The sequence below is a fragment of the Chitinophaga sp. YR627 genome (assembly GCF_900114995.1).
GTDB lineage: Bacteria > Bacteroidota > Bacteroidia > Chitinophagales > Chitinophagaceae > Chitinophaga.
Genome location: NZ_FOUX01000001.1, coordinates 927,608 through 951,649, shown reverse-complemented (window position 1 = coordinate 951,649; position 24,042 = coordinate 927,608). Strand labels below are relative to the sequence as shown.

At 45.8% G+C, this 24,042-nt stretch carries 21 protein-coding genes; 9 read left to right on the top strand and 12 right to left on the bottom strand.

The window, feature by feature from the left end:
• The first annotated feature begins 182 nt into the window (after positions 1–182).
• On the top strand, positions 183–1,208 hold the full coding sequence (locus tag BMZ72_RS03415; RefSeq protein WP_089805262.1) for a S8 family peptidase: 1,026 nt from the start codon (positions 183–185) through the stop codon (positions 1,206–1,208).
• The gene (locus BMZ72_RS36915; RefSeq protein WP_255373090.1) at positions 1,136–1,330 is read left to right on the top strand and encodes a S8 family serine peptidase; all 195 of its coding nucleotides are present in this window, start codon (positions 1,136–1,138) and stop codon (positions 1,328–1,330) included. The genes BMZ72_RS03415 and BMZ72_RS36915 overlap by 73 nt, the downstream gene beginning before the upstream one ends.
• Positions 1,331–1,495: 165 nt before the next feature.
• Here the strand turns inward: BMZ72_RS36915 and BMZ72_RS03410 are convergent, their stop codons facing one another.
• Positions 1,496–3,145 carry a sodium/sugar symporter gene (locus BMZ72_RS03410; protein ID WP_089805259.1) on the bottom strand — a complete coding sequence of 550 codons (1,650 nt, stop codon included), beginning with the start codon at positions 3,143–3,145 and terminating at the stop codon, positions 1,496–1,498.
• A 137-nt stretch (positions 3,146–3,282) separates the two neighbouring features.
• Here BMZ72_RS03410 and BMZ72_RS03405 point away from each other — a divergent pair, with 137 nt between their 5' ends.
• Positions 3,283–4,323, top strand: coding sequence for a hypothetical protein (locus BMZ72_RS03405; protein WP_089805257.1), 1,041 nt, complete (start codon positions 3,283–3,285; stop codon positions 4,321–4,323).
• A 246-nt stretch (positions 4,324–4,569) separates the two neighbouring features.
• Here the strand turns inward: BMZ72_RS03405 and BMZ72_RS03400 are convergent, their stop codons facing one another.
• Both BMZ72_RS03400 and idi read right to left on the bottom strand, forming a co-directional pair.
• Positions 4,570–5,535, bottom strand: a complete 966-nt coding sequence (locus tag BMZ72_RS03400; protein ID WP_089805255.1) for a (-)-gamma-cadinene synthase — start codon at positions 5,533–5,535, stop codon at positions 4,570–4,572.
• A 38-nt stretch (positions 5,536–5,573) separates the two neighbouring features.
• Positions 5,574–6,089, bottom strand: a complete 516-nt coding sequence (gene idi, locus BMZ72_RS03395) for an isopentenyl-diphosphate Delta-isomerase (RefSeq protein WP_012792335.1) — start codon at positions 6,087–6,089, stop codon at positions 5,574–5,576.
• Positions 6,090–6,398: 309 nt separating this feature from the next.
• Between idi and BMZ72_RS03390 the strand changes: the two genes are divergently transcribed.
• The 4 genes from BMZ72_RS03390 to BMZ72_RS03375 all read left to right on the top strand — a co-directional run bounded on the left by BMZ72_RS03390 (position 6,399) and on the right by BMZ72_RS03375 (position 10,831).
• The gene (locus tag BMZ72_RS03390) at positions 6,399–6,878 is read left to right on the top strand and encodes a GAF domain-containing protein (protein WP_012792336.1); all 480 of its coding nucleotides are present in this window, start codon (positions 6,399–6,401) and stop codon (positions 6,876–6,878) included.
• 29 nt (positions 6,879–6,907) lie between these two features.
• Positions 6,908–7,675, top strand: coding sequence for a tyrosine-protein phosphatase (locus BMZ72_RS03385; protein ID WP_089805253.1), 768 nt, complete (start codon positions 6,908–6,910; stop codon positions 7,673–7,675).
• 10 nt (positions 7,676–7,685) lie between these two features.
• The gene (locus BMZ72_RS03380) at positions 7,686–8,966 is read left to right on the top strand and encodes a nucleotide sugar dehydrogenase (RefSeq protein WP_089805251.1); all 1,281 of its coding nucleotides are present in this window, start codon (positions 7,686–7,688) and stop codon (positions 8,964–8,966) included.
• Positions 8,967–10,141: 1,175 nt separating this feature from the next.
• Positions 10,142–10,831, top strand: coding sequence for a response regulator transcription factor (locus BMZ72_RS03375; RefSeq protein WP_089805249.1), 690 nt, complete (start codon positions 10,142–10,144; stop codon positions 10,829–10,831).
• 384 nt (positions 10,832–11,215) lie between these two features.
• Here the strand turns inward: BMZ72_RS03375 and BMZ72_RS03370 are convergent, their stop codons facing one another.
• A complete protein-coding gene (locus BMZ72_RS03370) occupies positions 11,216–12,763 on the bottom strand; it encodes a sigma-54-dependent Fis family transcriptional regulator (RefSeq protein ID WP_089805247.1) in 1,548 nt (515 codons plus the stop codon).
• Between the two features lie 539 nt (positions 12,764–13,302).
• Here BMZ72_RS03370 and BMZ72_RS03365 point away from each other — a divergent pair.
• The gene (locus BMZ72_RS03365) at positions 13,303–14,238 is read left to right on the top strand and encodes a hypothetical protein (RefSeq protein ID WP_089805245.1); all 936 of its coding nucleotides are present in this window, start codon (positions 13,303–13,305) and stop codon (positions 14,236–14,238) included.
• Between the two features lie 501 nt (positions 14,239–14,739).
• On the opposite strand, the gene BMZ72_RS03360 is transcribed toward BMZ72_RS03365, so the two are convergent.
• Together BMZ72_RS03360 and BMZ72_RS03355 are read right to left on the bottom strand one after the other, a co-directional pair.
• Positions 14,740–15,507 carry a ThuA domain-containing protein gene (locus tag BMZ72_RS03360; RefSeq protein WP_089805243.1) on the bottom strand — a complete coding sequence of 256 codons (768 nt, stop codon included), beginning with the start codon at positions 15,505–15,507 and terminating at the stop codon, positions 14,740–14,742.
• Positions 15,508–15,557: 50 nt separating this feature from the next.
• Positions 15,558–16,076, bottom strand: a complete 519-nt coding sequence (locus BMZ72_RS03355; RefSeq protein WP_089805241.1) for a hypothetical protein — start codon at positions 16,074–16,076, stop codon at positions 15,558–15,560.
• A gap of 143 nt (positions 16,077–16,219) precedes the next feature.
• Between BMZ72_RS03355 and BMZ72_RS03350 the strand changes: the two genes are divergently transcribed.
• A complete protein-coding gene (locus tag BMZ72_RS03350; protein WP_089805239.1) occupies positions 16,220–16,540 on the top strand; it encodes an SWIB/MDM2 domain-containing protein in 321 nt (106 codons plus the stop codon).
• A 68-nt stretch (positions 16,541–16,608) separates the two neighbouring features.
• Here the strand turns inward: BMZ72_RS03350 and BMZ72_RS03345 are convergent, their stop codons facing one another.
• The 6 genes from BMZ72_RS03345 to BMZ72_RS03315 form a co-directional block, all read right to left on the bottom strand.
• Positions 16,609–18,057 (bottom strand): T9SS type B sorting domain-containing protein, encoded by a 1,449-nt coding sequence (locus BMZ72_RS03345; RefSeq protein WP_177222665.1) that lies wholly within the window; start codon positions 18,055–18,057, stop codon positions 16,609–16,611.
• Positions 18,058–19,154: 1,097 nt separating this feature from the next.
• A complete protein-coding gene (locus tag BMZ72_RS03335) occupies positions 19,155–20,351 on the bottom strand; it encodes an acyltransferase family protein (protein ID WP_089805234.1) in 1,197 nt (398 codons plus the stop codon).
• Positions 20,352–20,394: 43 nt separating this feature from the next.
• A complete protein-coding gene (locus tag BMZ72_RS03330) occupies positions 20,395–20,940 on the bottom strand; it encodes an acetyltransferase (protein WP_089805232.1) in 546 nt (181 codons plus the stop codon).
• Complete coding sequence (locus BMZ72_RS03325; RefSeq protein WP_089805229.1) at positions 20,937–21,902, bottom strand: MraY family glycosyltransferase; 966 nt, start codon at positions 21,900–21,902, stop codon at positions 20,937–20,939. The genes BMZ72_RS03330 and BMZ72_RS03325 overlap by 4 nt, the downstream gene beginning before the upstream one ends.
• Complete coding sequence (locus tag BMZ72_RS03320; protein ID WP_089805227.1) at positions 21,899–22,822, bottom strand: NAD-dependent epimerase/dehydratase family protein; 924 nt, start codon at positions 22,820–22,822, stop codon at positions 21,899–21,901. Before BMZ72_RS03320 ends, BMZ72_RS03325 begins: the two co-directional genes overlap by 4 nt.
• Positions 22,819–24,042 (bottom strand): glycosyltransferase family 4 protein, encoded by a 1,224-nt coding sequence (locus BMZ72_RS03315; RefSeq protein WP_089805225.1) that lies wholly within the window; start codon positions 24,040–24,042, stop codon positions 22,819–22,821. The genes BMZ72_RS03320 and BMZ72_RS03315 overlap by 4 nt, the downstream gene beginning before the upstream one ends.

Here is a 24,042-nt window from a genome sequence, read left to right as displayed (position 1 = left end):
TGGAAATTGAAATGGAGAAATAAAGATCGTCTGCTATTCTAATTTACAAATTTCAATCGATTTCCACAAATTCCATTTTTATGGGTATGCAGGAGCAGGGAATCAGGTGAGGATCTTTACTGATACAAATCTGACCTCCATAAAACCATTCTTAACTCCTAATTCCTCTAATTGTCATCACCATGAAGAAAATGCAACTATTGCTGTGGCTTCCTCTCCTGCTGTCTGTACTGTTTATCAGTTCCTGCCGGAAAGACGAAAAAGCGATCGTCCGGGAAGATCAGTCCACCGTCCGGCAGCAGGACCGGACCTTTATTGTAATTGCCGAAGAAGGCAAAAAACTGGACCCGATCACGGAAAGTCTGGCGGGATTACATGTCACCAAATACCATCTGAAAAAGACGATCCCGGAACTGGGTCTCATTCAGGTACAAACGCCCGACCCCAACTTTCCTGCAAAAGCCAGGCAGATTGCCGGTGTGCAATCTGTGGTAATCGATGTGCCGACCAACTGGGAAGTGCCTGTTAAGGCAGTCCACGCCAGTAAACAGCCCGTCTTCAGTAACAGCAACCCGGCAGCCAAAGCGGTTCCTGTTTATTCCGGCGATCCCTACGGCGTCTTACAGTGGGATATGCAGTCTATTAAAGCACCAGCTGCCTGGGCAAAGGGTTTTAAAGGGAATGATGTAAAAGTAGCGATCCTGGATGCCGGTTTTAAAACACGCGATCCGGAAATCATCGGCAAGATCATCAACACACAATCCTTTATTCCTGATGAACCGGTAGAAGCTTTTGAGCCTATCGGACAACGAGAATACTTCAGTCAGGGTACCTGTGCTGCGGGTATCATTGCTGCTTCGCATGACGGACGTGGTGTGGTCGGTATTGCGCCCGGCGCGCAACTGATACTGATAAAGGTGATCTCTGATTATACCCATGAAGCACCCTGGAGCAGTCTGATTGACGGGATCTTTTACGCGGTAAATCATGGTGCAAAAGTGATTGAGATGAACGTAGCCGGTAAACTTCCCCGTAAGACCTACATTGATAATAATGGCACTCCCAACTATTCAACTGGGTCTACAATATCGGATTCTGGATTCCGGATGAAGGCGGCTATTACCCATCATGGGCGGTGGGATCTGCGCTTGCAGCGGCACATGCAGCCGGTAGCATTGCATTGTTATACGAAAACCATCCCTGGATGAATTCCGTGCTGGTAGATGCGGTATTGCGTAAATCAGCGGATGATTACGGTACACCTGGTAAGGACCCTTACTTTGGGTTTGGTCAGATCAATGCCGGGAAGGCTGTTAATCTGGTGAAATAGTGCACCGGATCAAGTCCACCTCAAATCCGTATAACCTACTGCATAACAACCAATTATACACCCCGGTATCTCAGGGATATTTCGGGTATATCACGCGCATAAATAGTAAGAGGGCCTCTGCCAATGGCGGAGGCCCTCTTACTATTTATGCTGTAAATGATCTGCTTACCAGAATACGGTGTACAATACGATGAGGATCGCCGTAATGATCACGCTACCAGCAATAAACACCGGTGTAGTACGGAACAGTGCCGGATCGATCACGATAATACGTTTCTGATCTTTACTACGCCTATCCATCAGGGTAACGATGATCATCAATGCTACCAGGAACACAAATACGATGGACATACGATCCAGGAAAGGATATTCCGGGAACGCGCCGTTGGTCCATGATGGCAGGAAGTTCAGAATTGCTGACAATGGAATGGTCAGTATCGCTGCCAGTAATGCCGCCAGAGAAGTGGTACGTCTCCAGAAGAAACCCAACAGGAATATCGCCAGGATACCCGGAGAAATATACCCTACGCAATCCTGGATGAACTGGTAAGCCTGGTCGAGCGTCGTCAGTGCCGGCGCCACGATACAAGCCACTACCATAGATACAATCACCGCCACACGACCTATTCTTACCAGGTGCTTTTCACTTGCCTGTTTGTTAAAATAACGGTGATAGATATCCAGGGAGAAAATTGTAGAGATACTGTTCAGTTTACCCGCCAGCGATGCCACGATAGCGGCCGTCAGTGCTGCAAAAGCCAGTCCTTTCAGACCAACCGGCAACAGGTTCATCAGGGTCGGGTATGCCAGATCCGGTTTTACTACGCCGGCAGCGTTTCTTAGTTCGTCGTTAAATACGCCTTCTTTGAAGAGCACGTAAGCGGTAATACCCGGAATCACCGCGATCAGTGGAATCAGCAGTTTCAGGAAAGCGGCGAACAGGATACCATTACGGGCTGTTTTCAGGTCAGCACCCAGGGCACGCTGAATAATATACTGGTTACATCCCCAGTAGTTGAGGTTGTTGATCCACATACCCCCAACGATCACGGAAAGACCTGGCAGGTCCTTATAATAAGGATGATCGGAAGAGAAGATCATATGGAAATGCGTATCTGCCCGCTCATGTACGATGGCCAGTCCTTTGAGGATATTATCTCCGTAACCGAAGTGATTGGACACCATTTGCAGCGCAAGATAGGTCGTAGCCAGACCGCCTACAATCAACACAAATACCTGGATCACGTCGGTATAGCCGATCACTTTCATACCTCCCAATGTCACCAGCAGGGCAAAAATAGCCAACCCGATAATACACCAGAAGAACGGTATCCCCGAAATTGCTGTAATTGCCAGGGCCCCCAGATACACGATGGATGTCAGGTTAACTAATACGTACACCACCAGCCAGAAAATAGCCATGATCGTACTCACCGTCTCGTTGTACCGTTCCCGCAGGAACTGGGGCATGGTGTAGATCTTATTTTTCAGATAGATCGGGATGAAGAAGATGGCTACAATGATGAGGGTCGCGGCGGCGATCCATTCATAGGAAGAGATAGCCAGCCCCAGGGCAAAACCGGAACCGGACTGGCCGATGAAGTGTTCTGCCGAGATATTGGAAGCAATCAGGGAGGCCCCGATCGCCCACCATGTCAGGGAGCCTTCTGCCAGGAAAAAGTCCTTCGTGCTAGCCGTTTTGGACCTTTTACGCTGGAAAATATAGTAGCCGAAGCCGGCGACAATAATAAAATAGATAAAAAACACGAGGTAGTCCAGGCTACCTAAGTGGTGTGTATCAGCTGATTGATTCATATCAGGGATTTAAAGGCCCGTTCACAAGCAGTTTTCAGACCCTAGCACTAAGTTTGATAATTGAAAAAGCGGGTCAAGATACTTAATAAAACATTATTTCAATAGTCCACATTGTTTTTACGTTATATTTACCCTGTATGTTAGAAGTTGATAAAAAGGAAGCCCACCTCCTGCAGAAGGCGGTACGCCAATGGGAATCCGAAAACCTTATTACCCCGGAACAGGCCACCCGTCTGAAGGAGACCTGGCGTATACGTGAGGGTGACTGGCAGGTGGTAACCCTTTATATTTTTATTGCCGCTATTTCCTGTGCGCTGATGGCATTTGGTTCGCTGGTGCTGGATGAAAAATGGATTGAGGTATTACGGCTGAAATTCTCCCTGACAGACGGCATTATTGCCACCCTTTTTGCGGCGCTGACGATATTTCTTTGTTACAATGGTTACCGGCGGCAGCAGCGTAATCCGGACTATTCCCTGAACCGGGAATTATTCTGGCTGCTTCCGATTTTAAGTGTCGGCGTCAGCGTGGTGTACCTGGGTAAGACCCTCCAGTACCTCAATGGCAATTATGGCGTTTTCTGGCTGCTGGCTACGGCAGCTTACGGGATACTGGGCATATTGCTGTCTTCCCGGCTGATGTGGACGGCTACGCTGTTATGTCTGATACCCGCTTACGTAAAGCTCACGTACTATATTTCAGATGGTAAGGCCTTTTTTCTTGGCATGAACCTCCCCTGCCGTATGATATTGCTGGCCATTATCATGGTGGGTATTCACTGGATCTTCCGGAATAATCGTTTATACAAACAGGTAAAACACATTACGTGGGTAGGTAGCTGGCTGTTATTGCTTTTATCCGGCTGGATGATCTCTATTTTTGGCAACAGTGCCTCCTGGGATGAATGGCAGCAGGTCAGGCAGGTTAGTCTGCTCTGGTGGGTAGGTGCATTTACGATTTTATGTGTGCTGGTGCTCATCTGGGGCATCAAAACACATGATACGATGGTCAGGGATATGGCGGTCCTGTTTCTGCTGCTCAACCTGTATACCCGGTATTTTGAATATTTATGGGACCGCACACATAAGGGCGTGTTCTTTACTATACTGGCGCTGTCTTTCTGGTGGATTGGAAAATTGCTGGAGAGAAGGCTGAAAGGGAAGCCGGGAAAGCAGTAAAGATAAAAGTAAGGGCGTCCGCTGTCAGCAGACGCCCTTACTTTTTGACAGATGAAATGCAGAGTGGTTGTCAATTATTAATGGCTGATCATTGCAAAAAAGCCGGTCATTATTTACCCTGATATTTATGGTCATCATTCCGGGAATTGTGAACTATTCCTGTTTATGGTTATCCGCAACTGATATCAGTGACAGAACAATTCCAGTTATTGTTTGCTGTGATCTTCGCTGCATTTCAACGCCGGATCAGGAATTGATCACTACTTCCACTTCTTTTACCTGGTACCTTCCGGTATCATGATAGCTCCAGTCATAATTAGCCGTGATCCAGGAACGAAGTACTGCTATAAACCGTTCCAGTTCCCTGTCCATTTCTGCACCAAAAGAAGGCAGCAGTTTTTCGAGGGCGGTAAACAGTTTCACTTCTTCATTGTGCATCCTGGCGGTTTCGTTGACAGCTTCCTGCAGGGTGATATTGCGCTCATGCTGCAATACCAGCACGAGATTATGTACATCTCCCTGTCTGGCTTCTTTGGCGCAGGAGAAGATATCATTGGCCCAGCATACGATGTTATTGCAGGCCAGTACCAGGCGCTGTACGATAAAGTGTTGCAGGATGTGGGCGGGCAGATACACTTTTTCTATGATCTCGATCGCTTCCACATCGGCGAACAATGCACCGGTGTAAGGACGCATGGTGACGTATTCAGCGACGGTTGGGACGATATCCGCCGCTCTGTTGCCGGCTTCCCAGTGGCAGGAAGTAAAATATTCCTCCATACTTCTGATGAAACGAGCCTGCCAGGCGGTATCGCCGAGGCCCTGCATACGTTCCCAGATGTCTGTGAAACTTCTTCCCAGCACGGTGTCAACAGGTGTATTATGTTTCAGTATGTTCATGAAGCCGTCGGTAACGTGTTCCAGGTATACGGCTTTCTTTCCCAGTTGTGCTTCATCGCACTGGTCATCCAGCATAAACAGCCAGGTGTTAAAGTTGGCGATGGTGCACAGTTCATGAAAACCTGCATGCGGAAACGCTCTTGCGGCCAGCCAGGCAAAACGGGATCTGTCAAAACGGGCCATGGCTTCTGGCGTCGTAATAAAGCCGAAATCGGCTACCCATTGACGGTTTTGCTCATGTGCTGCTGTTACAAATTGGTTAATAAGAGAGGGGAACGGATAAATTATCCGAGGCAAGGTGATCGTTGGCATAGTAAAAGTGGGTTAAGAGGGTTTGGGTTAAAGGGAGGTCATTCCCTTAATTTGTCTATAACTCTGGAAAAAGCCAGCCTGAACCAGCTGGTGAACTGCTGAGGGTTTGCTGTTAACTGCCGGTCAATTTCTTCTACCGGTAAATAATGAAACGCATGTACCTCCCCTGGGTCAGGGTTGATCGCTCCGTTATAGACACCCACCCATACATGGTCGTACTCATGCTCAATCAGACCATTGTCGAATTCTGTGCGGTAAGTAAACTGGAATAGTTCACGCAGGGGACAGTCAAATCCCATTTCTTCCGAAAGACGGCGATGGGTGGCCGCTTCCACTGTTTCACCCGGCAGGGGGTGACTACAGCAGGCGTTCGTCCATAAGCCGCCGGAATGATATTTATCGAGCGCCCGCTGCTGTAGCAGCATCTCGCCCTGATCATTCATAATAAACACGGAAAAAGCCCTGTGGAGTAAGCCTTTCTCGTGTGCTTCCATTTTTTCCATCAATCCTGTCTCCTCGTCGCGTTCATTCACCAATATTACCTGTGCTTTCATACAATGACAAATATATGGTTCATAATTTATGTAAACGAATTCCGGCAGGTATAAGCACCCTTATAGCAGCAACGAATCGTCGCCCGGAGGAGAGTGATTAGTCATCATAACAGGTGTCTTTTAATGTAACGTTTAAAAATTCTGGTTGATGGATTTTCAATAGGGATATTGCTGACGGCAGCGGTGGGTTAAAACTTACAGCATCAAATTACGCATTTATTTGTTCATTTTATCTTTTCAGTTTGTTCATTTTATCTCTCCCTGCGGCGGTTTTGCATAGCTCCCTTCAAGTTTCATATATTTGCAGTTATGGCAGAAGATCTGAGCATCGTTAAAGGAGACAAGACAGCAGAATATCAATCTATTATTCCGCAGATAAAAGCACTGGTGACCGGTGAACCCGACCTGATAGCCAACCTGGCCAACACCGTAGGAGCACTGAAAGAACAGTTCAACTGGTTCTGGGTTGGATTTTATCTTGTAAAAGGAGATGAACTGGTACTGGCCCCCTTCCAGGGTCCTGTAGCCTGCACCCGTATCAAAAAAGGACGTGGTGTTTGTGGCACCAGCTGGGCGGAAGCAAAAACGCTCATCGTCCCTGATGTAGAAGCTTTCCCGGGGCATATCGCCTGCAGCAGTCTGTCAAAATCAGAAATAGTAGTCCCTGTTATCCGTAATGGCGTGGTTATTGGTGTATTAGATGTCGACAGCGAACTACTCAATCATTTCGATGAAACAGATCAGCAGTTCCTCGAAGAGATAGTAGCGTCCCTCGATTTTGGAGCATAACTTCATTATACCAGACCCATAAACCAATTATGTTTTTTTTCCGCAAGAAGTCCGATACAACTAATGCGAACATCCCGTTCCTCGCCGGAATAGAAACCGATATCCATTCTCATCTGGTGCCGGGAGTAGACGATGGTGTACAGGATGTTGAAACCTCCGTCCGTTTCATTGAAACACTGCACGACCTGGGCATCCAGAAGGTGATCACCAGTCCGCATATTATTATCGACCGTTATCCGAATTCCGCTGAGACACTCAGCTCACCATTCCAGGCCGTAAAAGAAGCATTGCTGGCGAAAGGGTCTGCCGTTAGCTTCCACCATGCCGCTGAGTATTACATGGACGAATACTTTGAAGAACTGATGAAATCCTCCCGCCTGCTCACCCTTAACGGGGAACTGCTGCTGGTGGAGATTTCCTTCATGTGTGCGCCCCCACAACTGCACCAGTGGCTGTTCGAACTATCCGCTCAGGGCTACCGCCCCATTCTGGCGCATCCCGAGCGTTACAACTACTATCACCAGGAAACCGAAGAATACAGGACCTTCAAACAACGGGGGTGCTACCTCCAGGTCAATCTTCTCTCCCTCGCAGGCTATTACGGCCGGCATATCCAAAAAGCCGCCGAATGGCTGATCGAAGAGGAACTGGTTGATTTTATCGGTACAGACCTGCATCATGATAAACATCTGCAAGCCATTAAAGCTATTGCCAAAGACAAAAAGCTGGTAAAACTGCTTGAAAACTATCCTTTTAAAAATAAGACGCTGACGACCGCCGCACAGGTGATCAAGTAACCAATACGACATGATAGCAGTTATCGGCTTAGGCTATGTGGGCCTCCCCCTTGCAATTGAGTTTGCCAGAAAGTATAAAGTGCTGGGCTTTGATATTAACGCAACGCGCATCCATGAACTGTGCAACGAACAGGACAAAACCCGCGAAGCCGACATAGATGCCCTCCGCGAAGTACTTAAACTGGGAACCACCGCTGACGCCTCCAACGGACTACGCCTTTCTTCCGATAAAAACGACCTGAAAGCCTGTCAGATATACATCGTCACCGTCCCCACTCCTATAGACCAGTTCAAATCTCCCGATCTCACCTTCCTGCTCGGCGCCTCCGCTATGCTGGGTTCCGCACTGACACCAGGTGATATCGTTATTTATGAATCCACTGTCTATCCCGGATGTACGGAAGACGACTGCGTACCAGTGCTGGAAGCACATTCCGGTTTACGCTACAACCAGGACTTTTTTGTCGGTTATTCTCCCGAGAGGATCAATCCCGGCGATAAGGTCAATACCCTCACAAAAATCAAAAAAGTAACCAGCGGCTCCACACCGGAAATAGCGACCCGCATCGACGAACTGTACGCTTCCATCATCACTGCCGGTACGCATAAAGCGCCCAGCATCAAAGTAGCGGAAGCCTCCAAAGCCATCGAAAACGCACAACGCGACGTCAATATTTCCTTTGTGAATGAACTGGCCCTGATCTTTGACCGTATTGGTATCGACACCAACGACGTCATAGAAGCAGCTGCCACTAAATGGAACTTTTTAAAATATAAACCAGGTCTCGTTGGTGGTCATTGTATCGGCGTAGACCCCTATTACCTGGCCCATAAGGCAGAATCACTAGGGTATCATCCGCAGGTGATCCTATCCGGCAGACGCGTCAATGACCAAATGGGTTATTTCGTAGCCAGCAAGGTGGTCAAACTCATGATCGAAAAAGACCATAAGATCAAAGGTGCTCATGCCCTGATCATGGGCATCACATTCAAGGAGAATTGTCCTGATGTTCGTAATACGCGCGTCGTGGACATTTACCATGAATTAAAGCAGTATGGTCTGGATGTTACTGTTTACGATCCATGGGCGGATCCGGCAGAGGTGAAAAAAGAATATGGCGTGCCTACTGTTACCAAACTGGACGGAACGGAAGTCTTTGACGCCATGGTGATTGCTGTGGCTCACCGGGAGTTCCTGACTTTCGATTTCAAAAAATTTGGTAGTGGTAATGCGGTTATTTTCGATACCAAGGCTTGTATAGACAGGGACCTGGTGGATGGAAGGCTGTAAGTAAAAAATCATATAGGAAAAGCGTCTTGCCATTGGCAGGCGCTTTTTGCGTTATGGGAGTTGTTATTCTTCGTTGGGTATTACTATTAACAGGAGTTTTGTCGGGGATTATTTGGTGTTTATGGCTTCTATTTAACGAAGTTAGACTTGGCGGGTTATAGGTTTGGTACTGGACGGCTTGCTGCGGGTTGAGGTGGGACGCCGGGCTGACGCCCTTTTTCGAGGCGGGCGATTGGGCGGTGGGTGGTCGTGTTGGGCGGTGGGATAGTTGATTGAACCCCTGTCAGGCGGGCGGGCTCGAAAGGGCTAAGGCCCTTTGTCTCCACCTCAACCCCTCCGCAGATCAGGTCTGTCGCTTAAGTAATAGTCGCTGGATATTAATACTCGTAACCTGTTGCTTGCCGGTATGTGTTGATTTGTACCAATATGTGCCCCATATGTGCCGGTTGCCATCGTGCAGCTATATGTATAGTTTCATTCCAGAAATTGCTACTCCTATTTTATGAAAAGCATTATCTCCTGGAACATTATTTAAAATAAACGGCTTCATCACAGCGAAGGATTTCAGATGGAGACCCTGGCCTTAGCTATTTGAAGTATGCCCATCCGCTTGATAGGAGTTTAATAGATATCCCCCATGCCAGACACAACCTACCAAAGCCCCATACATAGGAACTTCAAAGAGCGTCAGCCAGAGGTCCCATCTGAAACCGAAGCGTAAGCCCCACCCCTGAAAATAAAGAGGACTATTCCCTCCAGGCAAATCCTTCAAAAAAGCAACATCACCAACTCTAGTCAAACATTACCTCCCGACATATTATCAAACGTCCCCCTATCACAGCAGCATGTCCGATTTAAGAAGAGCTATCGCCAGTACTCCTAATCAATAATTATACTTTTCTCAAAACGATATTCTCTTTTTTATATACAAAATCAATTAGTTGTAATAATTTCCTTACCTTTACTTCAACACACTGCTTTTGCAATACAGAGAAAAAAATCCCATATCTTTCTTCCAAAGCCTCACTACTTGTTATTGTTCTATATAACCTTGTCATGTTCGGCCTAAAAGCCCGCCAATTTATTAACCATTAAAAGGCGAAGTATTAACCTAATAACCAAGATTCTCAAAAAACAGCTATACGTGGCTGATTTTAGGGGATAAACCATGTACCATGAATACACCTTATCCGGCTGCCTCCGCCCTACAGGAGGCCCCCCATTCAAGAATCCTGCTGGTAACAGGAGATGCTGCTATTTTACGGAAGTTCCGTCAGTTACTGCTGCCTACGTATGATGTCGTAGCGACCAATACGGTGGCCGAAGCGATTGATATTGCCAACCGGCAACTGCCTGACCTGATCCTGTGTGACGTATTAGTAGCCGATACTTCCGGCTACCAGTTTCTGATCTCTTTACGGGACGATCCATCCATGAAACACCTGCCCTTTATTCTGTTTAACCGGCTGCATGTCGTGTCGAATATCAGGAAAGGCATGAACCTCGGTGCGGATGATTTCCTTGTCTTTCCCTTCACTGGAGAAGAATTGATCAAGAGCATACAATCACGGCTCAACAGATATCAGCATATCCGCGAGACCATGCAACCACGCGAGACACTGATCCGTCAGCTGCACGTGGAAGGTAAAAATCCTATTAATGAGCGCCTGAGTAAGACAGAAGCAAAAATCCTGGATATGATTGCCAGAGGCATGAGCAGTAGGGATATTGCATCTTACAAATGCATTAGTGTGCGTACAGTCGATAATCACCGGCATAACATCACTAAAAAGCTCCAGCTTTCAGGGCCAAATGCATTGGTAAAATTTGCGATCGGTTACGGCGGTGTGTTGAGCAGACAATAGCCAGCATATGATCTTTACGATGGCCGGTTACTTTTCAGTATCCGGATGCCGGATGTATGGCTGGTTGTAAAACGTACTGCGCAAGGATTGATTAATGTATGACAGCCTCCCTGATGATGGCTGTTTGCATTATCTGTACTACCGGTATGGTCAATGTATAACTGGTCATAAGGACTCAATACATAGACATTAATTAATGCCTGACATGTTCCTTAACGATAGCTGTTTATATCATCTGTAATACTGGTATAAGCGATGTATAACAGGTCACGGAGACCCACTGCGTAGACAAAGGTTAACGCATGATATATACTCAGTAAAGACCTGTTTACACTATCCCTTAACACCGATATGGCTGATAAAGGTTTGCTGTGTGAATAATGTTTAACGCACGACGTGTTCCTTGACTATACCCAGTTTTTTCATCCGCGCCTCCAGTGTGGTTGGTTTGATATCCAGCAGGTCGGCAGCGCCCTGCGGACCTCTGATCCTGCCATTGGAATAACGGAGCGCCCTGATGATGGTCTGCCGTTCTGTTTCTGCCAGGGTAAGCAATGGCGACAGACTATTACCATCTGTTTCCAGCGCTTTATGGTTTCCGGGAACAGCGATCGTAATCTGTGGCTCGTCACTGGAAATCACCGCGCGTTCTACCATGTGTTCCATTTCCCGGATATTTCCCGGCCAGCTGTAATCGATCAGTGCCAGCACTGATCCGGATGCAATATGTCGTATGGGTTTTCCATACTTCATGGCTGCATTACGGGCAAAATGCTGTAGCAATAATGGGATATCTTCCCTACGCTCCCGCAATGCCGGCAGATGTATGGGAAATACGTACAAACGGTAGTAAAGATCCTGACGGAAACGTCCCTGTCTTACTTCTTCCTCCAATGTCCTGTTGGTAGCCGCAATGATGCGCACATTGACAGGAATGGTTTCAGTTCCTCCTATACGCTCTATTTCCTTCTCCTGGATCACACGCAGTAGTTTGGCCTGCATATCGAGCGGTAATTCGCCGATTTCGTCAAGGAAAAGTGTTCCGCCTTCCGCCATCTCAAATTTGCCGATACGGCGGTGAATAGCGCCTGTAAATGCCCCTTTCTCATGACCAAACAACTCCGATTCTATCAGCTGGGGAGGTAAGGCCGCACAATTGATCTTAACGAAGGCTTTATGCCTGCGCAGGGATGAGAGATGGATAGCCTCTGCAAACAACTCTTTGCCGGTGCCGGTCTCTCCGGTCAGCAGCACTGTTGCATCTGTTGGCGCGACCTGTCTGACCTGCTGTATCACAGGACGTAAAGCAATACCGCTGACCAGCTTTGCCGGCAGCAGATCATTGTACAATCGCAGTTCGCCGCTATTGTCCTCCATATCCTCTTCCTGTAACCATTGCGGCAATGCATCCAGCAACATGAGTTTCAGGGTGGCAGCAGAAAGCAGTCCGGCGTAACGCTTCACAGAGATCTGCAACGATTTGGGGAAGGTATTATGATGCTTGGCCAACAGACATAAAAAACCAAAGCTATTGGTATGATTGCGCAAAGGCAGTATCAGCATCTCGCGTACCCCGCTATTGAACAGGGTCGTCTGCAAAGCTGACCTTCTGTCAGGTGCGTACATCTCCAGCACACCTGAAATATTGTCCTGCATAAAATGCTCGCTCACCTTCTTCGGTAGCGGTAACAATGTTAATCCCTCTGTTTTGTGGCACCAGCGACTGATTGTCCCATTTTCGTCAGCAATGCCGATCAATACAGAGATCGTATGCAGGTAAGGCCGCAACACGGTATGAATAAACGCAAAAAGATCATCTTCATTCCTGATCGACCCGATTGCTCCTCTCCAGTCTACATGCCCATTCTCAGACTGTATTTCCGGCAATGTCCCTTCCGGTAATAACAGTTCTATCAACGCTAACAAATCCATAGTTCCATAACTATTACATGAATAGAATTCCCGGTGACATCACTGTCAACGGGGCAACAACTCCAGTATTTCGTGTATGCGGTTAGAGTTCTCCAATATATTGGAGCATGATTTCGCGGGAAAAATGCTCCATATGGTTGGTTTACAAATAATTACCCTACTGGCATAGTGGTTGAGTCTTTAAAGGCTAACTATGGGGGGACAGGAAAATGGGAGTTTACTCCGTTATCGTTGGCTTTTCATAGCATTTATATGATTGTCATGAATACCTACGGGCAGCTAACAAAAAGGATACCATAATAATGGTAAGTTAGGAGTCCTTGTTAACCGCGGTTAACTATATCGTTAAAAACCATATTGTAAATAGCATAAGAAACCTGATTAACCATCCGAATACCATTTTAAAAACCATCTGGACATTTTGCCGGTACGTTTTTAGATTCTTTATTGAAAAATCAATTTTTAGTTCGATGATGTCCTTTAATGTTGTGACCATTTATGATAACCGACGGTGGGATCGTTTTGTCAAAAACGCGCACATGTCCGACTTTAATCATACCTGGCACTATCACAGTACGGCCGCCGATGGCGAGCCGCTGCTGCTTGTCTATGAAGAAGAAACCGAATTCATTGCGTTGCCCGTTATCAGAAAACATGAAGGTGAAGCTGACGGTAAACGTCAGTATGCCCTTTACAGTTACGCAGGTCCCATCTGTAGTACCAATTTTGCATTGCTTAACAGCGGCATGCAGGAACGCTTCGAAAGTGTGTTGAAGGTTTTTCTTGAACAGCATACGATCATAAGTGTATCTGTTCAGCTACATCCTTTAATCCATAAAAATTTTAAACCGCTCGGACTCGGTGTGCTACGGAAAAATCCAGAGAGTATGCTGATCAATGTGAGCGATGGCCCTGACATGCGTCAGGAACACTATGGGGACAATTTCTCCAATGAGGTGACCCTCCTCAAACGGAAAGGATATACCGTCCGCCAGGCCGTCGCCATCCAGGATGTAGATTCCTTCGGGGAGATCTTCCGTCGCAACATGTCTCCCCTGAATAAGGGCGCAGCCGACCACTATGATAAGGCCTGGTTCAGACAAATGTTACGCCCCGGGGGTTTTGACAGCAGCCTGCTGCTGGCCGGTCAGGGTACACAAACAGCTGCCGGCGCCCTGCTCACGTTCTGTAATGACCTCATGCAGTTCCACCTGGCTGCTACGCACGAGAACTTCCTCTTCGATGCACCATTACGTGTGCTGCTACACGAAGCCGTCATGTTGGGAAGAACTTTGGGGATGCAGTATATGCAACTCGAAGGACTTGCGGGAAGACCGGAAGTTTTGTTTGCGTGTAAGGCCTTTAGTCCTGAGTTATATCCCGGTTTTAAAACCTGGCAGATCTCTTATGGCGAAGCAGACTGCCGTGATACACGATCCCGGAAACTGCGCCAGCCCTTATCTGTAGCTGTGTGAATGAAACTTACTTAAATTAAAAAGAGCGTTCTTGAAGAACGCTCTTTTTTTATGCAGAGGAGATTTATACAAAAGAAAACGGCCAACCATGAATGGAAAGCCGGTCTTTCATCCATTGTTTGTTAACCCCAGTTGTCGAATCCTATTTGGCAACTGGGGCTACCCTCACACGGATTGTTAATGCAATATTAAGACTTTGCTAATTAGAAAGTTGTTAATCCTTGGTTAACGAAAATTTATTGTTGATTCATATTTCCGTTACAGGGTGACACGTTTGTTGGATGTATAAACATACGGTATTTTATCTGCGCGAATATGCATTGTATTTTTTTACCAGATTTACAGGGAATTTGCACCTTTTTGGTATATGCAACCGTTTGGTGACAACTGGAGTCAATACATTATTAGTATGATTTTTACCCTCTGAGAAAAAGTCGCTATTCCGTATACATTTGCCCGAAAAACGTAAAATTCTGACAGTCGTATGACAGAATATTGGCCCTATTTTTTCTCTGCAGCCCAAAAAATCGCATTTCTGAAGAGGGTCTTGTAGGCGGTATTTTCAAAAAGATCGGGGGAATGACCCATGAAAATGTAAATATTCTTAGCCTTATAAGCCGGGTTAGTCCAGATGACCGGATGATCACCCATTGTTTTTGAAGATGCAGGTACATAAGAATGCTCGTCTACGTTCGCCAGTACATGCACATTCGGTCTGGGATTCCGGTCGTAGATATACCATTCCTCTGTTTTTATATTAAAAACAGCCGGAACACCCTTAAATACAGGATGGGCAGCATCTTCTACATGTACGTCGCCCGACGCAAAGTTTGCGATATAGTCTTTGAAACGGATCTGACCCATAAACTGGTAAAACCAGTTCCACAAACCATAACCATCAAATTCACCGAGTAAGGTCGCATGATGAAAACCGATCCATCCTCCCCTGCCCTCGTTCACATACTGCTCAAATGCCTTTACCGCCGGTTCCTTCCAGGCATACGGCGGATAATCCAGTTGTATGAACAACTGATAATTAGACAGATACGCGCTATCTATCTTGTCTGTGTTTTCAATGTAATCGATCGCGAAGTTGCTGTCAGCCGCCAGTTTGTCCAGCCAGACTTTCGCTGCTTTGGAATATGCAAGATGATGCCCACCGTTTTCCGCCAGTGCTAATACGCGGAAACGGGGTTTTGCAGGTTGTAATGCCAGTAAAGAACAAAGGATTACAATAACGGGAATGGAGAGAAAAGAACGCAGGTACATAATGATGAAAGATATATTCTTCCTAAAATAATACTTCCAGCTTAATAATACTAGCGCCAGTACTTGCCGGCAAACGGTTTTGCCGGAACATGCTGATTACCCGCTATAAACGCCAGGATCAGGCCATTGACATGCACCAGGATCTCCGTTTCACTATTAAAAGTACTCATTGGCCCGTTCAATTTTATCTTCTCTTCGCCTACAGCAAAATTAAACTTCTTTCCATCTTTGAAATTGATCAGAAAACGGTGAGCACCAGGTATGTGTGAGCGTCGCTGACTGAAAGTCACCTTGTCGAAGTCCTGTATAGGGAAACGTCTCCCTTTCATATTTAACAGGTTATACACGATTACTTCTCCGTTCTCAAAGTACACCGAATAAAACCTGCGGGTAAATTCTATATAAACGAAAGACAGCAAAACCCAGGCTGATATGGCAAACAGGCTCCAGGGCAGGTCTATATCGATAAATATGAAAACTGGCGCTCCTGCTAACAAAATAAGCACTAACAATTGATAAACAGGCGTGTCACCATTCAATATCAACTGGCGGTTAGCCGTATTATTCATCGTACAGGGATATGTATTTTTTTACTAATACTTCAAAGGTAGCGGAATTATTCTATCACTTTCTTTCTCAAAACCTTAGATCAGCCAATCGGGGCATAGTATTTGGTGTTGCGTGGGTATTACAATCATAAAAAAGGTTTACAATGCCTACTTCAAAACAAACGACAGCAAAACCAGCAGCAAAAACCACTACAAAAGCAACTCCTGCAAAAGAAGGCGGTGGCAAAGGATTGAAAGCCCCACTGACTCCAAGCGCAGATCTGGCAGCAGTAATCGGTAGTGATCCGCTGCCAAGAACAGAGATCACTAAAAAGATCTGGGATTACATTAAAGAACACAATCTGCAGGATGCACAGAATAAACGCCTGATCAACGCAGATGAAAAACTGAAGAAAGTATTCAATGGCAAAGACCAGATCTCTATGTTCGAACTGGCCAAAGAAATGAATCAGCACGTTAAATAAGTTAACCTCGTTACCTTACTCAGCAAAGTGATATTTTTAGATTGCCGCCGTAAAGCGGCAATCTTTTTTTATCTCACCAGCACCAATGTACCCTGCTGTTGCATGGCCTGTTGCTTACTATCCGTATAGGTCACCACCCACAAATAACTTCCCGCCGGTACACCTGATCCTTTCTGTGTACCATCCCATCCGCTATCCGGATTACGGCTTTCGAAGATCAGCTGTCCCCATCTGCCATATACCGCCATCCTGAAATCACTCACCGCATCATGTACCTTTGCACGGAAAATATCATTCATTCCATCACCATTCGGACTGAATGCACTTGGCATCAGTACCGCGCATTCCCGACTCTCTTTCGAGACATTCGTACTGCCTCTTATTTCACAATGATGCTGATCAGTGATGCGATAGGTATATTCCCCTGATTCCAGTGGCACAATGATACTATCCGGTCCTGCCGGCACACCTGATACCTCATACGTATACGGCCGCGTCCCTCCTGTTACCGTAAACTCCAGTTTCCCGTCTTTTACATTACTGCAACTGGCAGCGCCGGTTTTGACGGACTGCACCTCCATCCGCTCTATAGCCGGTATATTGAATTGCTTTATCTGCAACACACAACTAAACACATCTTTCACCGCAAGATCATAATTACCTGGTTGCAGATTTTCAAACACGGCGCTTTTCTGATAGGTAGCGCCACCATTCATACTGAACAGATAAGGATTCTCTCCACCTGCCATTGTAATAGTGATCCTGCCTTTATCGCCATAACAACGCAATTCATCTGACTGAATATCTGCTGTCATTTCATATTCACCAACCTGCACTTCTTCTGACGCCGTAGCCCCACTGGCGCTCGTAACAGTCACACGGTAATTACCTTTCTCCAGATGCGACACAACTGAATCGCTATATCCTCCCGGCTCCCAGAGATACTGATAAGGTCCTTTACCGGACATTACATCCACAGCGATGCTGCCCGTTTGTTGACCCTTACAGGTATTATGTGCTGTTGCCGTAATCTCCGGCACCTCACTGATATAAGGTGAGAAATTATCAACCAGCACTGCTGAATACATAAACTTACAGGTACTGTCCCGGTACGGACCAAAGACAAAATATTTATAGTCTTTCTCAGGTCTTAATGTCGCTTTATATGTGCGCCATTCTTTATGTGTGAAGATGCCGGATTGCCATAAAATATCCCCTTTTTCACCAGGGGAATTCGCGCCGTAAATAACCATACCACCATAACACATGGGAGCAGAAAAGTAGCGTTCTGGAAAAGCGAGTCCAAACGAAATAGTATACGATCTGTTGCCCCGCAATGGTGTCACCAACTCTTGTGCAAGTCGCTCAGACCAGGCCGCACTGGCAATCATCCCGATATATGTCCTGCCGTCCATAGGTGGTGTCGTTACTCCCACCCACCCTGGCTGCACATCAGGCGACTGCTCAAAACGCTTCCATGGCGCCGGCGGCAGCGGCGCTAATAAAGGAGATTCCATTGACGGATTTCCCAGCTCAATATCCTGGGCATGTACCTGATTAAGGCCAGAAAAGAATAAAATTAAACACAGTAATAGGCCACAGGCATGCCTAATGACTGCGGTACCCCGCAGACATAAACACTCCGGCTTGTTCATAGGATCGAAATAGTCAGGTGATTCAAATAGTATCAGCAACGGGTTTATCCAAGCGATAAACTAAACCCGGCAGCAATAAAGATATGTAAATAATTACTATTTGTAATAATATTTAATCTGATCAAAAAATTAAATATTACTACAACGCATAACACAGTATTATGCATCTGACAATCAATAAAATAAGGCTATTGGCTTTTCGGTTAATGTGTCATATAAGAATATGGTTTTATTGTTGAGTACGCATTAATGAATATTCGTATCCAACTGGAGAAATATGAAAGATATGGTAATGATGTTCGTTCAGTAGTGCTATGGTTCTTTCTGTATCAACAACAGCAATGTTTTCAAAAAAATGATGGAATTCGACCGGGAACTGCCCAATTTTTATGCCTGATTCTAAAATATCTTAACCACAGCATATTCAGCGTCTTTAATATTGATCCTGAATATATCGATATAACATGCCTGATTCTGCATGATCTTCTTTAAGGCCTGATAGGTTCTTTCACATATGCATGTTGCTTATTGATAGCTACAACAGAATGAGATATATGGTCCGGATTTGCCGGCATCTAAAATTTTATATACCCTTCGCTGTCACACAACGCTACTTCTCCGTATATGGATTGCTCCGGCAATGGCTGCTCCTCCAGCCAGTCATTTACCGCCAGTGTTAACCAAATGCATAAACACGAACGCCATACTTATCTGTCACAGACAGATCAAACGTGATACTGATATTTATAATTGTGGAGTATACAATACTGGCTACGTTGATAGCACCTGATCTAATAACCTACTATCAACACACCATGATTTTCATATGGAACTATTAAGTGTAAGACGCATCTGACGAATTGCCTGATGCGTCTTACACTTACGTTTACGATTTTCATAATCTTATTAAGTCATCAACCTCTATGTAATATATTGCTGTTATAGCCGCGTCTGTAAAATCATTTCCTCAGTCTGAGCAATGAAGGAATAGTTTTCCATGAAACCGTAGAGCGGCCTCTGAAAAATGCCAGCAGCTTCTGAGGCCAGTACTTGTCCATACAAGGCCGCTCAACCAATACAAAATAAATGCTCGATATAGCCATGATCAGACAAATCTGCAAAACATTGAACAAAGCAAGATTGAGATACAGCGAATCAAAAAAGAAACCGTTGATGAATTTACTTCCGAACGCAGAGATGATAACTGTATGCAACAAATAAATAGAATAACACATTCCCCCGATAGTATAGATAATCCTGTTCGTCAGGAATCCATTGATAAACCCATGAAACAAACATAAATAATTAAAAATGGCAATGACCACAAACAATCCCATATTCAATAATAAGTCAGGATCGTTATTGGGTAGTAACATTTTAAAAATAAACACAAGTAGCAATACCGGTATCCCTATTGCCAGCACCCATGGTTGTTTTATCTTCAGGAAGGTATTGGTCACCTTCAGATCCGCCAGCAAAAAGCCCGTCAGGAAATATTGAATAGCATCCAGAATTGAACGGCATGGCAACTGATAAATGCTTCTCCCCACGATCATCAACACACATATAAGTAATATAATACTTCTCCGTTTTACAGCAGGTAATAAAAACAACCTGGCCAGCAGCGGCGCCATAATATAAAACTGCACTTCCACTTCCAGACTCCAGGCAACTCCATTGACAAGTGGTAACGTGTATCTGTCCCAGAACAGGTTGTGCGTATATGTCAGTGATGCCATCAGGCTCGGTAGCAGGTCATTGAACGTGTATTTATGCAGAACAAATACCAGTACGAAGAAAAGGCCGATCATACACAGCATATATGGTGGCTCCAGACGTGTCAGTCTCCTGATAAAATATGAACGCAAAACCACCTTTTTCCCATCGCCAAGGTATTGATTGGCAAATGGCAGCCCAAGTATATAACCGCTGATGACAAAAAACAACGAAACACCGATCCCACCTCCCTGCAGCATATAATCAAAAAGTGATAACCATTTATCCTTCTGATGTAAAAGCTCCTCCACCTTGTCAACAAAAAAACCATCGATATGAGCAATCACAACGGCAAATATTGCGATAAAACGTAAGCCGTCTACTTCGGGAACAAACTTTCCATTGGAAGTGATCCGGTTAAAAATTGATGAGGGTTGCATGTTTATTTTGAGCTATTAGTTAAAGAGGAAACAAACTATTACATCAGGTGATAACACTCAAAGGCGGAATATTCGTCCAGTCAGCTATTTTAGCATTTCTCATAATAACCGATCCTGCGCCGATAGTGGCGCCTTCGCCGATGACGGCCCCGCCCCCGATGTAACATTTCGGACCAATATGTGCAAAATCGCCTATTGAAACTTCGTGATCTACGGCACAACCAATGTTGAGGATAACATGCCGTCCTATATCTGCGCCTGCCTGTACAATTGCGCCGGGCATTACTACTGTACCTTCTCCGATACGCACATCCTGGGTGATAAAAGCAGTGTTGTCAATAAATGTACAATATTTATGTGCTACGAATGAAACAATTTTTTTTCTGACTACATTGTTGCCGATCGCGATAAAAAGCGGATACTCCCTCATCAATGCAGTTTCATACCTCAATACCTCCCTGCCCCTGTACCTGTCATTCACATCTGCATTATCATCAAAAAACGCGACTATTTCATAATCACTTTTCCTTGCTAACGCTTCTATGGTCAATGCATGGCCTCCCTTGCCATAGATAAGACAAGCCTTCATTTATTGCCGTTTAAACGTGGCTGCATCAATCTTCCCTTAAAGCCAATATAAATCAATACCAGTGGCAGCAAGATCAACAGCCCCCTTAGCCAGTTCTGATGAATATCTCCGGATGTGTTCAGCAACATCACAATTATTAAAGTCTGTACCAGCGCATAAGCAGCCGACACTACCAAGTGCGGGATTTTTTGTTCGTTCACCAGTATCTGATAGAAATGCAGCCGGTGTGCTTTAAAAATATTTTGTTGTAAAATCAGTCTGTGTATGATCGTAAGAATGGAGTCAACGCCATATACACCGAGGAACAATATATACATCCAGTTGCCTGTAGTGAGGATCAGATCCAGCAACAATGCCACAATCCAGAAAGCGATCGTTACACTGCCCACGTCGCCTGCAAAACAAACCGCTTTCACACGGAAGTTAAAAAACAAAAACACCGCACAGGCGATCATCGGAATCCATATCATATCTGCTTCAATGAACGGCAGCTGATATACGTTTACATACTGCAGACCCGCCAATATCACCAGACTATACAGTCCTGTAATACCATTAATACCATCCATAAAATTGTAGGCATTGATAATACCGATCACCAGTATATACAAAGGAACGATCACCAGTATCGGTAAAGCCATCACATGCAGATACAGAAACAGCAACGTCACCGCCACCATATGAAACAATAGCCGCACCTTATTGGGCAACGTATAAATATCATCCAGGAAACTTATCAGTCCGATGACCAGAATGCCCGTTACCGGCAGCCAGAAAGCCGTAAAATGCGTGCACAGCACCACCAGTGCCGCCATAATAAATACAATCCCCCCGCCCCTGATGGTGACATTCTTATGCGAACTCCGTTCGTTGGGCTTGTCAATAATATTATACCTGTCCGCTATCCTGAAATAAACAGGTAATAACACAAAAAATAATATAGCAACTGCTAAATACATCATAATACAGACGATAACTTGTCAATAACCCGGGAAGGCTGCCAGTTGAATGCACGCCTTGCTTTCCCGTCGTCAAAGGTCAGTGTGGAAGTAATTTTACGTAGTTTATCACTGTTGACCGGCGCCCGCTTTCCAAGCAGATTACCCACGCCGGCAATCATCTTCGCAATCCCCATCGGTATCGCCGAAGGCGTCTTTTTCCTGAGCGCCGTCGCGATACAGGTTTCCAGCTCTCTGAAACTTGGATGATATCCATCTGTCAGATTATACACCCCTCCTTCCTTCATCGCTAAAGGTATTACCGCCGCCACATCTCCTGCCCATACCACGCTCTTGCGGGCAGCCGCTTCGCCAATGCTCAGGTACCTGCCGGAAGAAATGCCGCGTATCATGGCGCCCAGGTTACCTGGTGGCTCCGGACCAGCAATCAGCGGCAACCGTAATATCAGTAACTGCACATCCCGCTGGCCACACCATTCGGTCAGATAATGCTCTGCCTGGATCTTACTCCTCGCATAAGGCGTATCGCCATTCAGTGCATGCTGCTCATTGATCAATACGCCCTCATCCACCCCATACACCGCAACCGTACTGATAAACACAAAATAAACGGGAATGGCATCCGAGGCCTCTAATGACTCGCACAGATGCACTGTGCCATATAAATTCACTTTATAAAACTCGTCTGCCTCTTCCGGCGATGCAGGTACAACATGTGCCTTTCCGGCACAATGCACCACTACTTCACATGCCGGCAGTTCTTTTGATTTCTCTCTGGAAAGATCCATCTTCACATGACTCGTCTGACCGTATTCAGCGCCATTACGGCCTATCGTTGTTATATCGTATGCAGATCGTAGTGTATGCAGGATCTCCGTGCCCAGAAAACCGGATGCCCCGGTTAATAGCAAAGATGTTTTCATGATACCGTGAGTATTTGTGCATACTTGTCCAGGATACGCTCTTTGGAATATACATTTACCGCCAGACTCCGGGCACGTAAGCCTTTCGCTTCCAGCTCAGCCACAGATGCCATAGAAAAGCTATTAAAGAAGCGCAGCAACCCTTCATTGTCGGTCAACTGAAAACACCAGCCTACCCCATGCTCTTCCACCATCTGCCCTATTTCTCCGCTACGGTCGCCGATATAGAGTATCGGCTTACCTGCCGCCAGAATATTATAAGATTTGGAGGGTACACCCAGACCGACCATTCCATTCTGCAACGACACAATACCAATATCTGACGCATTCAGGAAATGTTGCTGTTTGCTCCTTGGAAAAGAATCCAGGATGCTTACATTCGTCAGCTGATGTGCTTCCACATAAACCTGTAATTCTTTCTTAGACGCACCTTCACCAATAAACATAAAATGCAGCAAAGGATTCCGCACTTCTTTTATAATAGCGAAAAGCTCCTGTAAGCCTTGTACACGCCCAAGATTACCGGCAAACTGAAAGATGATCTTCTCTCCGATGTGCAGGTCCTGTACGAGTCCGTTATCCGTTTTTGTCTCCGGACTGATAATCTCGATATCCGCCCAGTTCTCAATAATATGGATCAATGGCCTGCGCGCATATTTCGCCATCTTTTCTTCGAACAGGGCCTTCATATCCCTGCCCAACACCAATAACACCGTCATACGACTATATGCAGTGTTAAATATGCTTTTCAGGAACCGGTAAGGCAGACTCCCCGGCTTTACCAGTTTCGCTACTACCAGGTTCTCCGGAAACACATCATGTACAATGGTATAACAACGTAAGCCTTTCCAGCGACAGATACGTGCCGCCAGTAGCAACAGCGGCGCCGGATTCGTCACCAGCAATACGTCATCTCCCTTTTTTGCTTTACGGAATAAGGCTACTGCCAACCGCAGACTGATCAGCACCAGCCGCAAGGCTCTCTGCAATAGCTTATCTTTATTGAGGTTGCCCGCCTCTACCCGGGTGATCTCTATATTCTCCAGCCGATGGGCATCTGCCATTATCTTAGACTGCTGGTAAGCAGCTGGTCCGCAAAGCACATGTACCTTGCGTTTCCCCGCTACCTGCTCACTGATCTTGGTCATGATATAAGCAGTAGAAGTCTCTTCCGGAAAAAACAATTCCGTTACCACCCAAAATGTTTTTTCCCTGGTCAT

What these genes read in the sequence shown, in the direction of transcription:
- BMZ72_RS03415 (WP_089805262.1), top strand. Translation starts at nt 183, where the DNA reads ATGAAGAAAATGCAACTATTGCTGTGGCTTCCTCTCCTGCTGTCTGTA.
- BMZ72_RS03410 (WP_089805259.1), bottom strand. Translation starts at nt 3,145, where the DNA reads ATGAATCAATCAGCTGATACACACCACTTAGGTAGCCTGGACTACCTC.
- BMZ72_RS03405 (WP_089805257.1), top strand. Translation starts at nt 3,283, where the DNA reads ATGTTAGAAGTTGATAAAAAGGAAGCCCACCTCCTGCAGAAGGCGGTA.
- BMZ72_RS03400 (WP_089805255.1), bottom strand. Translation starts at nt 5,535, where the DNA reads ATGCCAACGATCACCTTGCCTCGGATAATTTATCCGTTCCCCTCTCTT.
- idi (WP_012792335.1), bottom strand. Translation starts at nt 6,089, where the DNA reads ATGAAAGCACAGGTAATATTGGTGAATGAACGCGACGAGGAGACAGGA.
- BMZ72_RS03390 (WP_012792336.1), top strand. Translation starts at nt 6,399, where the DNA reads ATGGCAGAAGATCTGAGCATCGTTAAAGGAGACAAGACAGCAGAATAT.
- BMZ72_RS03385 (WP_089805253.1), top strand. Translation starts at nt 6,908, where the DNA reads ATGTTTTTTTTCCGCAAGAAGTCCGATACAACTAATGCGAACATCCCG.
- BMZ72_RS03380 (WP_089805251.1), top strand. Translation starts at nt 7,686, where the DNA reads ATGATAGCAGTTATCGGCTTAGGCTATGTGGGCCTCCCCCTTGCAATT.
- BMZ72_RS03375 (WP_089805249.1), top strand. Translation starts at nt 10,142, where the DNA reads ATGAATACACCTTATCCGGCTGCCTCCGCCCTACAGGAGGCCCCCCAT.
- BMZ72_RS03370 (WP_089805247.1), bottom strand. Translation starts at nt 12,763, where the DNA reads ATGGATTTGTTAGCGTTGATAGAACTGTTATTACCGGAAGGGACATTG.
- BMZ72_RS03365 (WP_089805245.1), top strand. Translation starts at nt 13,303, where the DNA reads ATGTCCGACTTTAATCATACCTGGCACTATCACAGTACGGCCGCCGAT.
- BMZ72_RS03360 (WP_089805243.1), bottom strand. Translation starts at nt 15,507, where the DNA reads ATGTACCTGCGTTCTTTTCTCTCCATTCCCGTTATTGTAATCCTTTGT.
- BMZ72_RS03355 (WP_089805241.1), bottom strand. Translation starts at nt 16,076, where the DNA reads ATGAATAATACGGCTAACCGCCAGTTGATATTGAATGGTGACACGCCT.
- BMZ72_RS03350 (WP_089805239.1), top strand. Translation starts at nt 16,220, where the DNA reads ATGCCTACTTCAAAACAAACGACAGCAAAACCAGCAGCAAAAACCACT.
- BMZ72_RS03345 (WP_177222665.1), bottom strand. Translation starts at nt 18,057, where the DNA reads ATGGAATCTCCTTTATTAGCGCCGCTGCCGCCGGCGCCATGGAAGCGT.
- BMZ72_RS03335 (WP_089805234.1), bottom strand. Translation starts at nt 20,351, where the DNA reads ATGCAACCCTCATCAATTTTTAACCGGATCACTTCCAATGGAAAGTTT.
- BMZ72_RS03330 (WP_089805232.1), bottom strand. Translation starts at nt 20,940, where the DNA reads ATGAAGGCTTGTCTTATCTATGGCAAGGGAGGCCATGCATTGACCATA.
- BMZ72_RS03325 (WP_089805229.1), bottom strand. Translation starts at nt 21,902, where the DNA reads ATGATGTATTTAGCAGTTGCTATATTATTTTTTGTGTTATTACCTGTT.
- BMZ72_RS03320 (WP_089805227.1), bottom strand. Translation starts at nt 22,822, where the DNA reads ATGAAAACATCTTTGCTATTAACCGGGGCATCCGGTTTTCTGGGCACG.
- BMZ72_RS03315 (WP_089805225.1), bottom strand. Translation starts at nt 24,042, where the DNA reads ATGACCAGGGAAAAAACATTTTGGGTGGTAACGGAATTGTTTTTTCCG.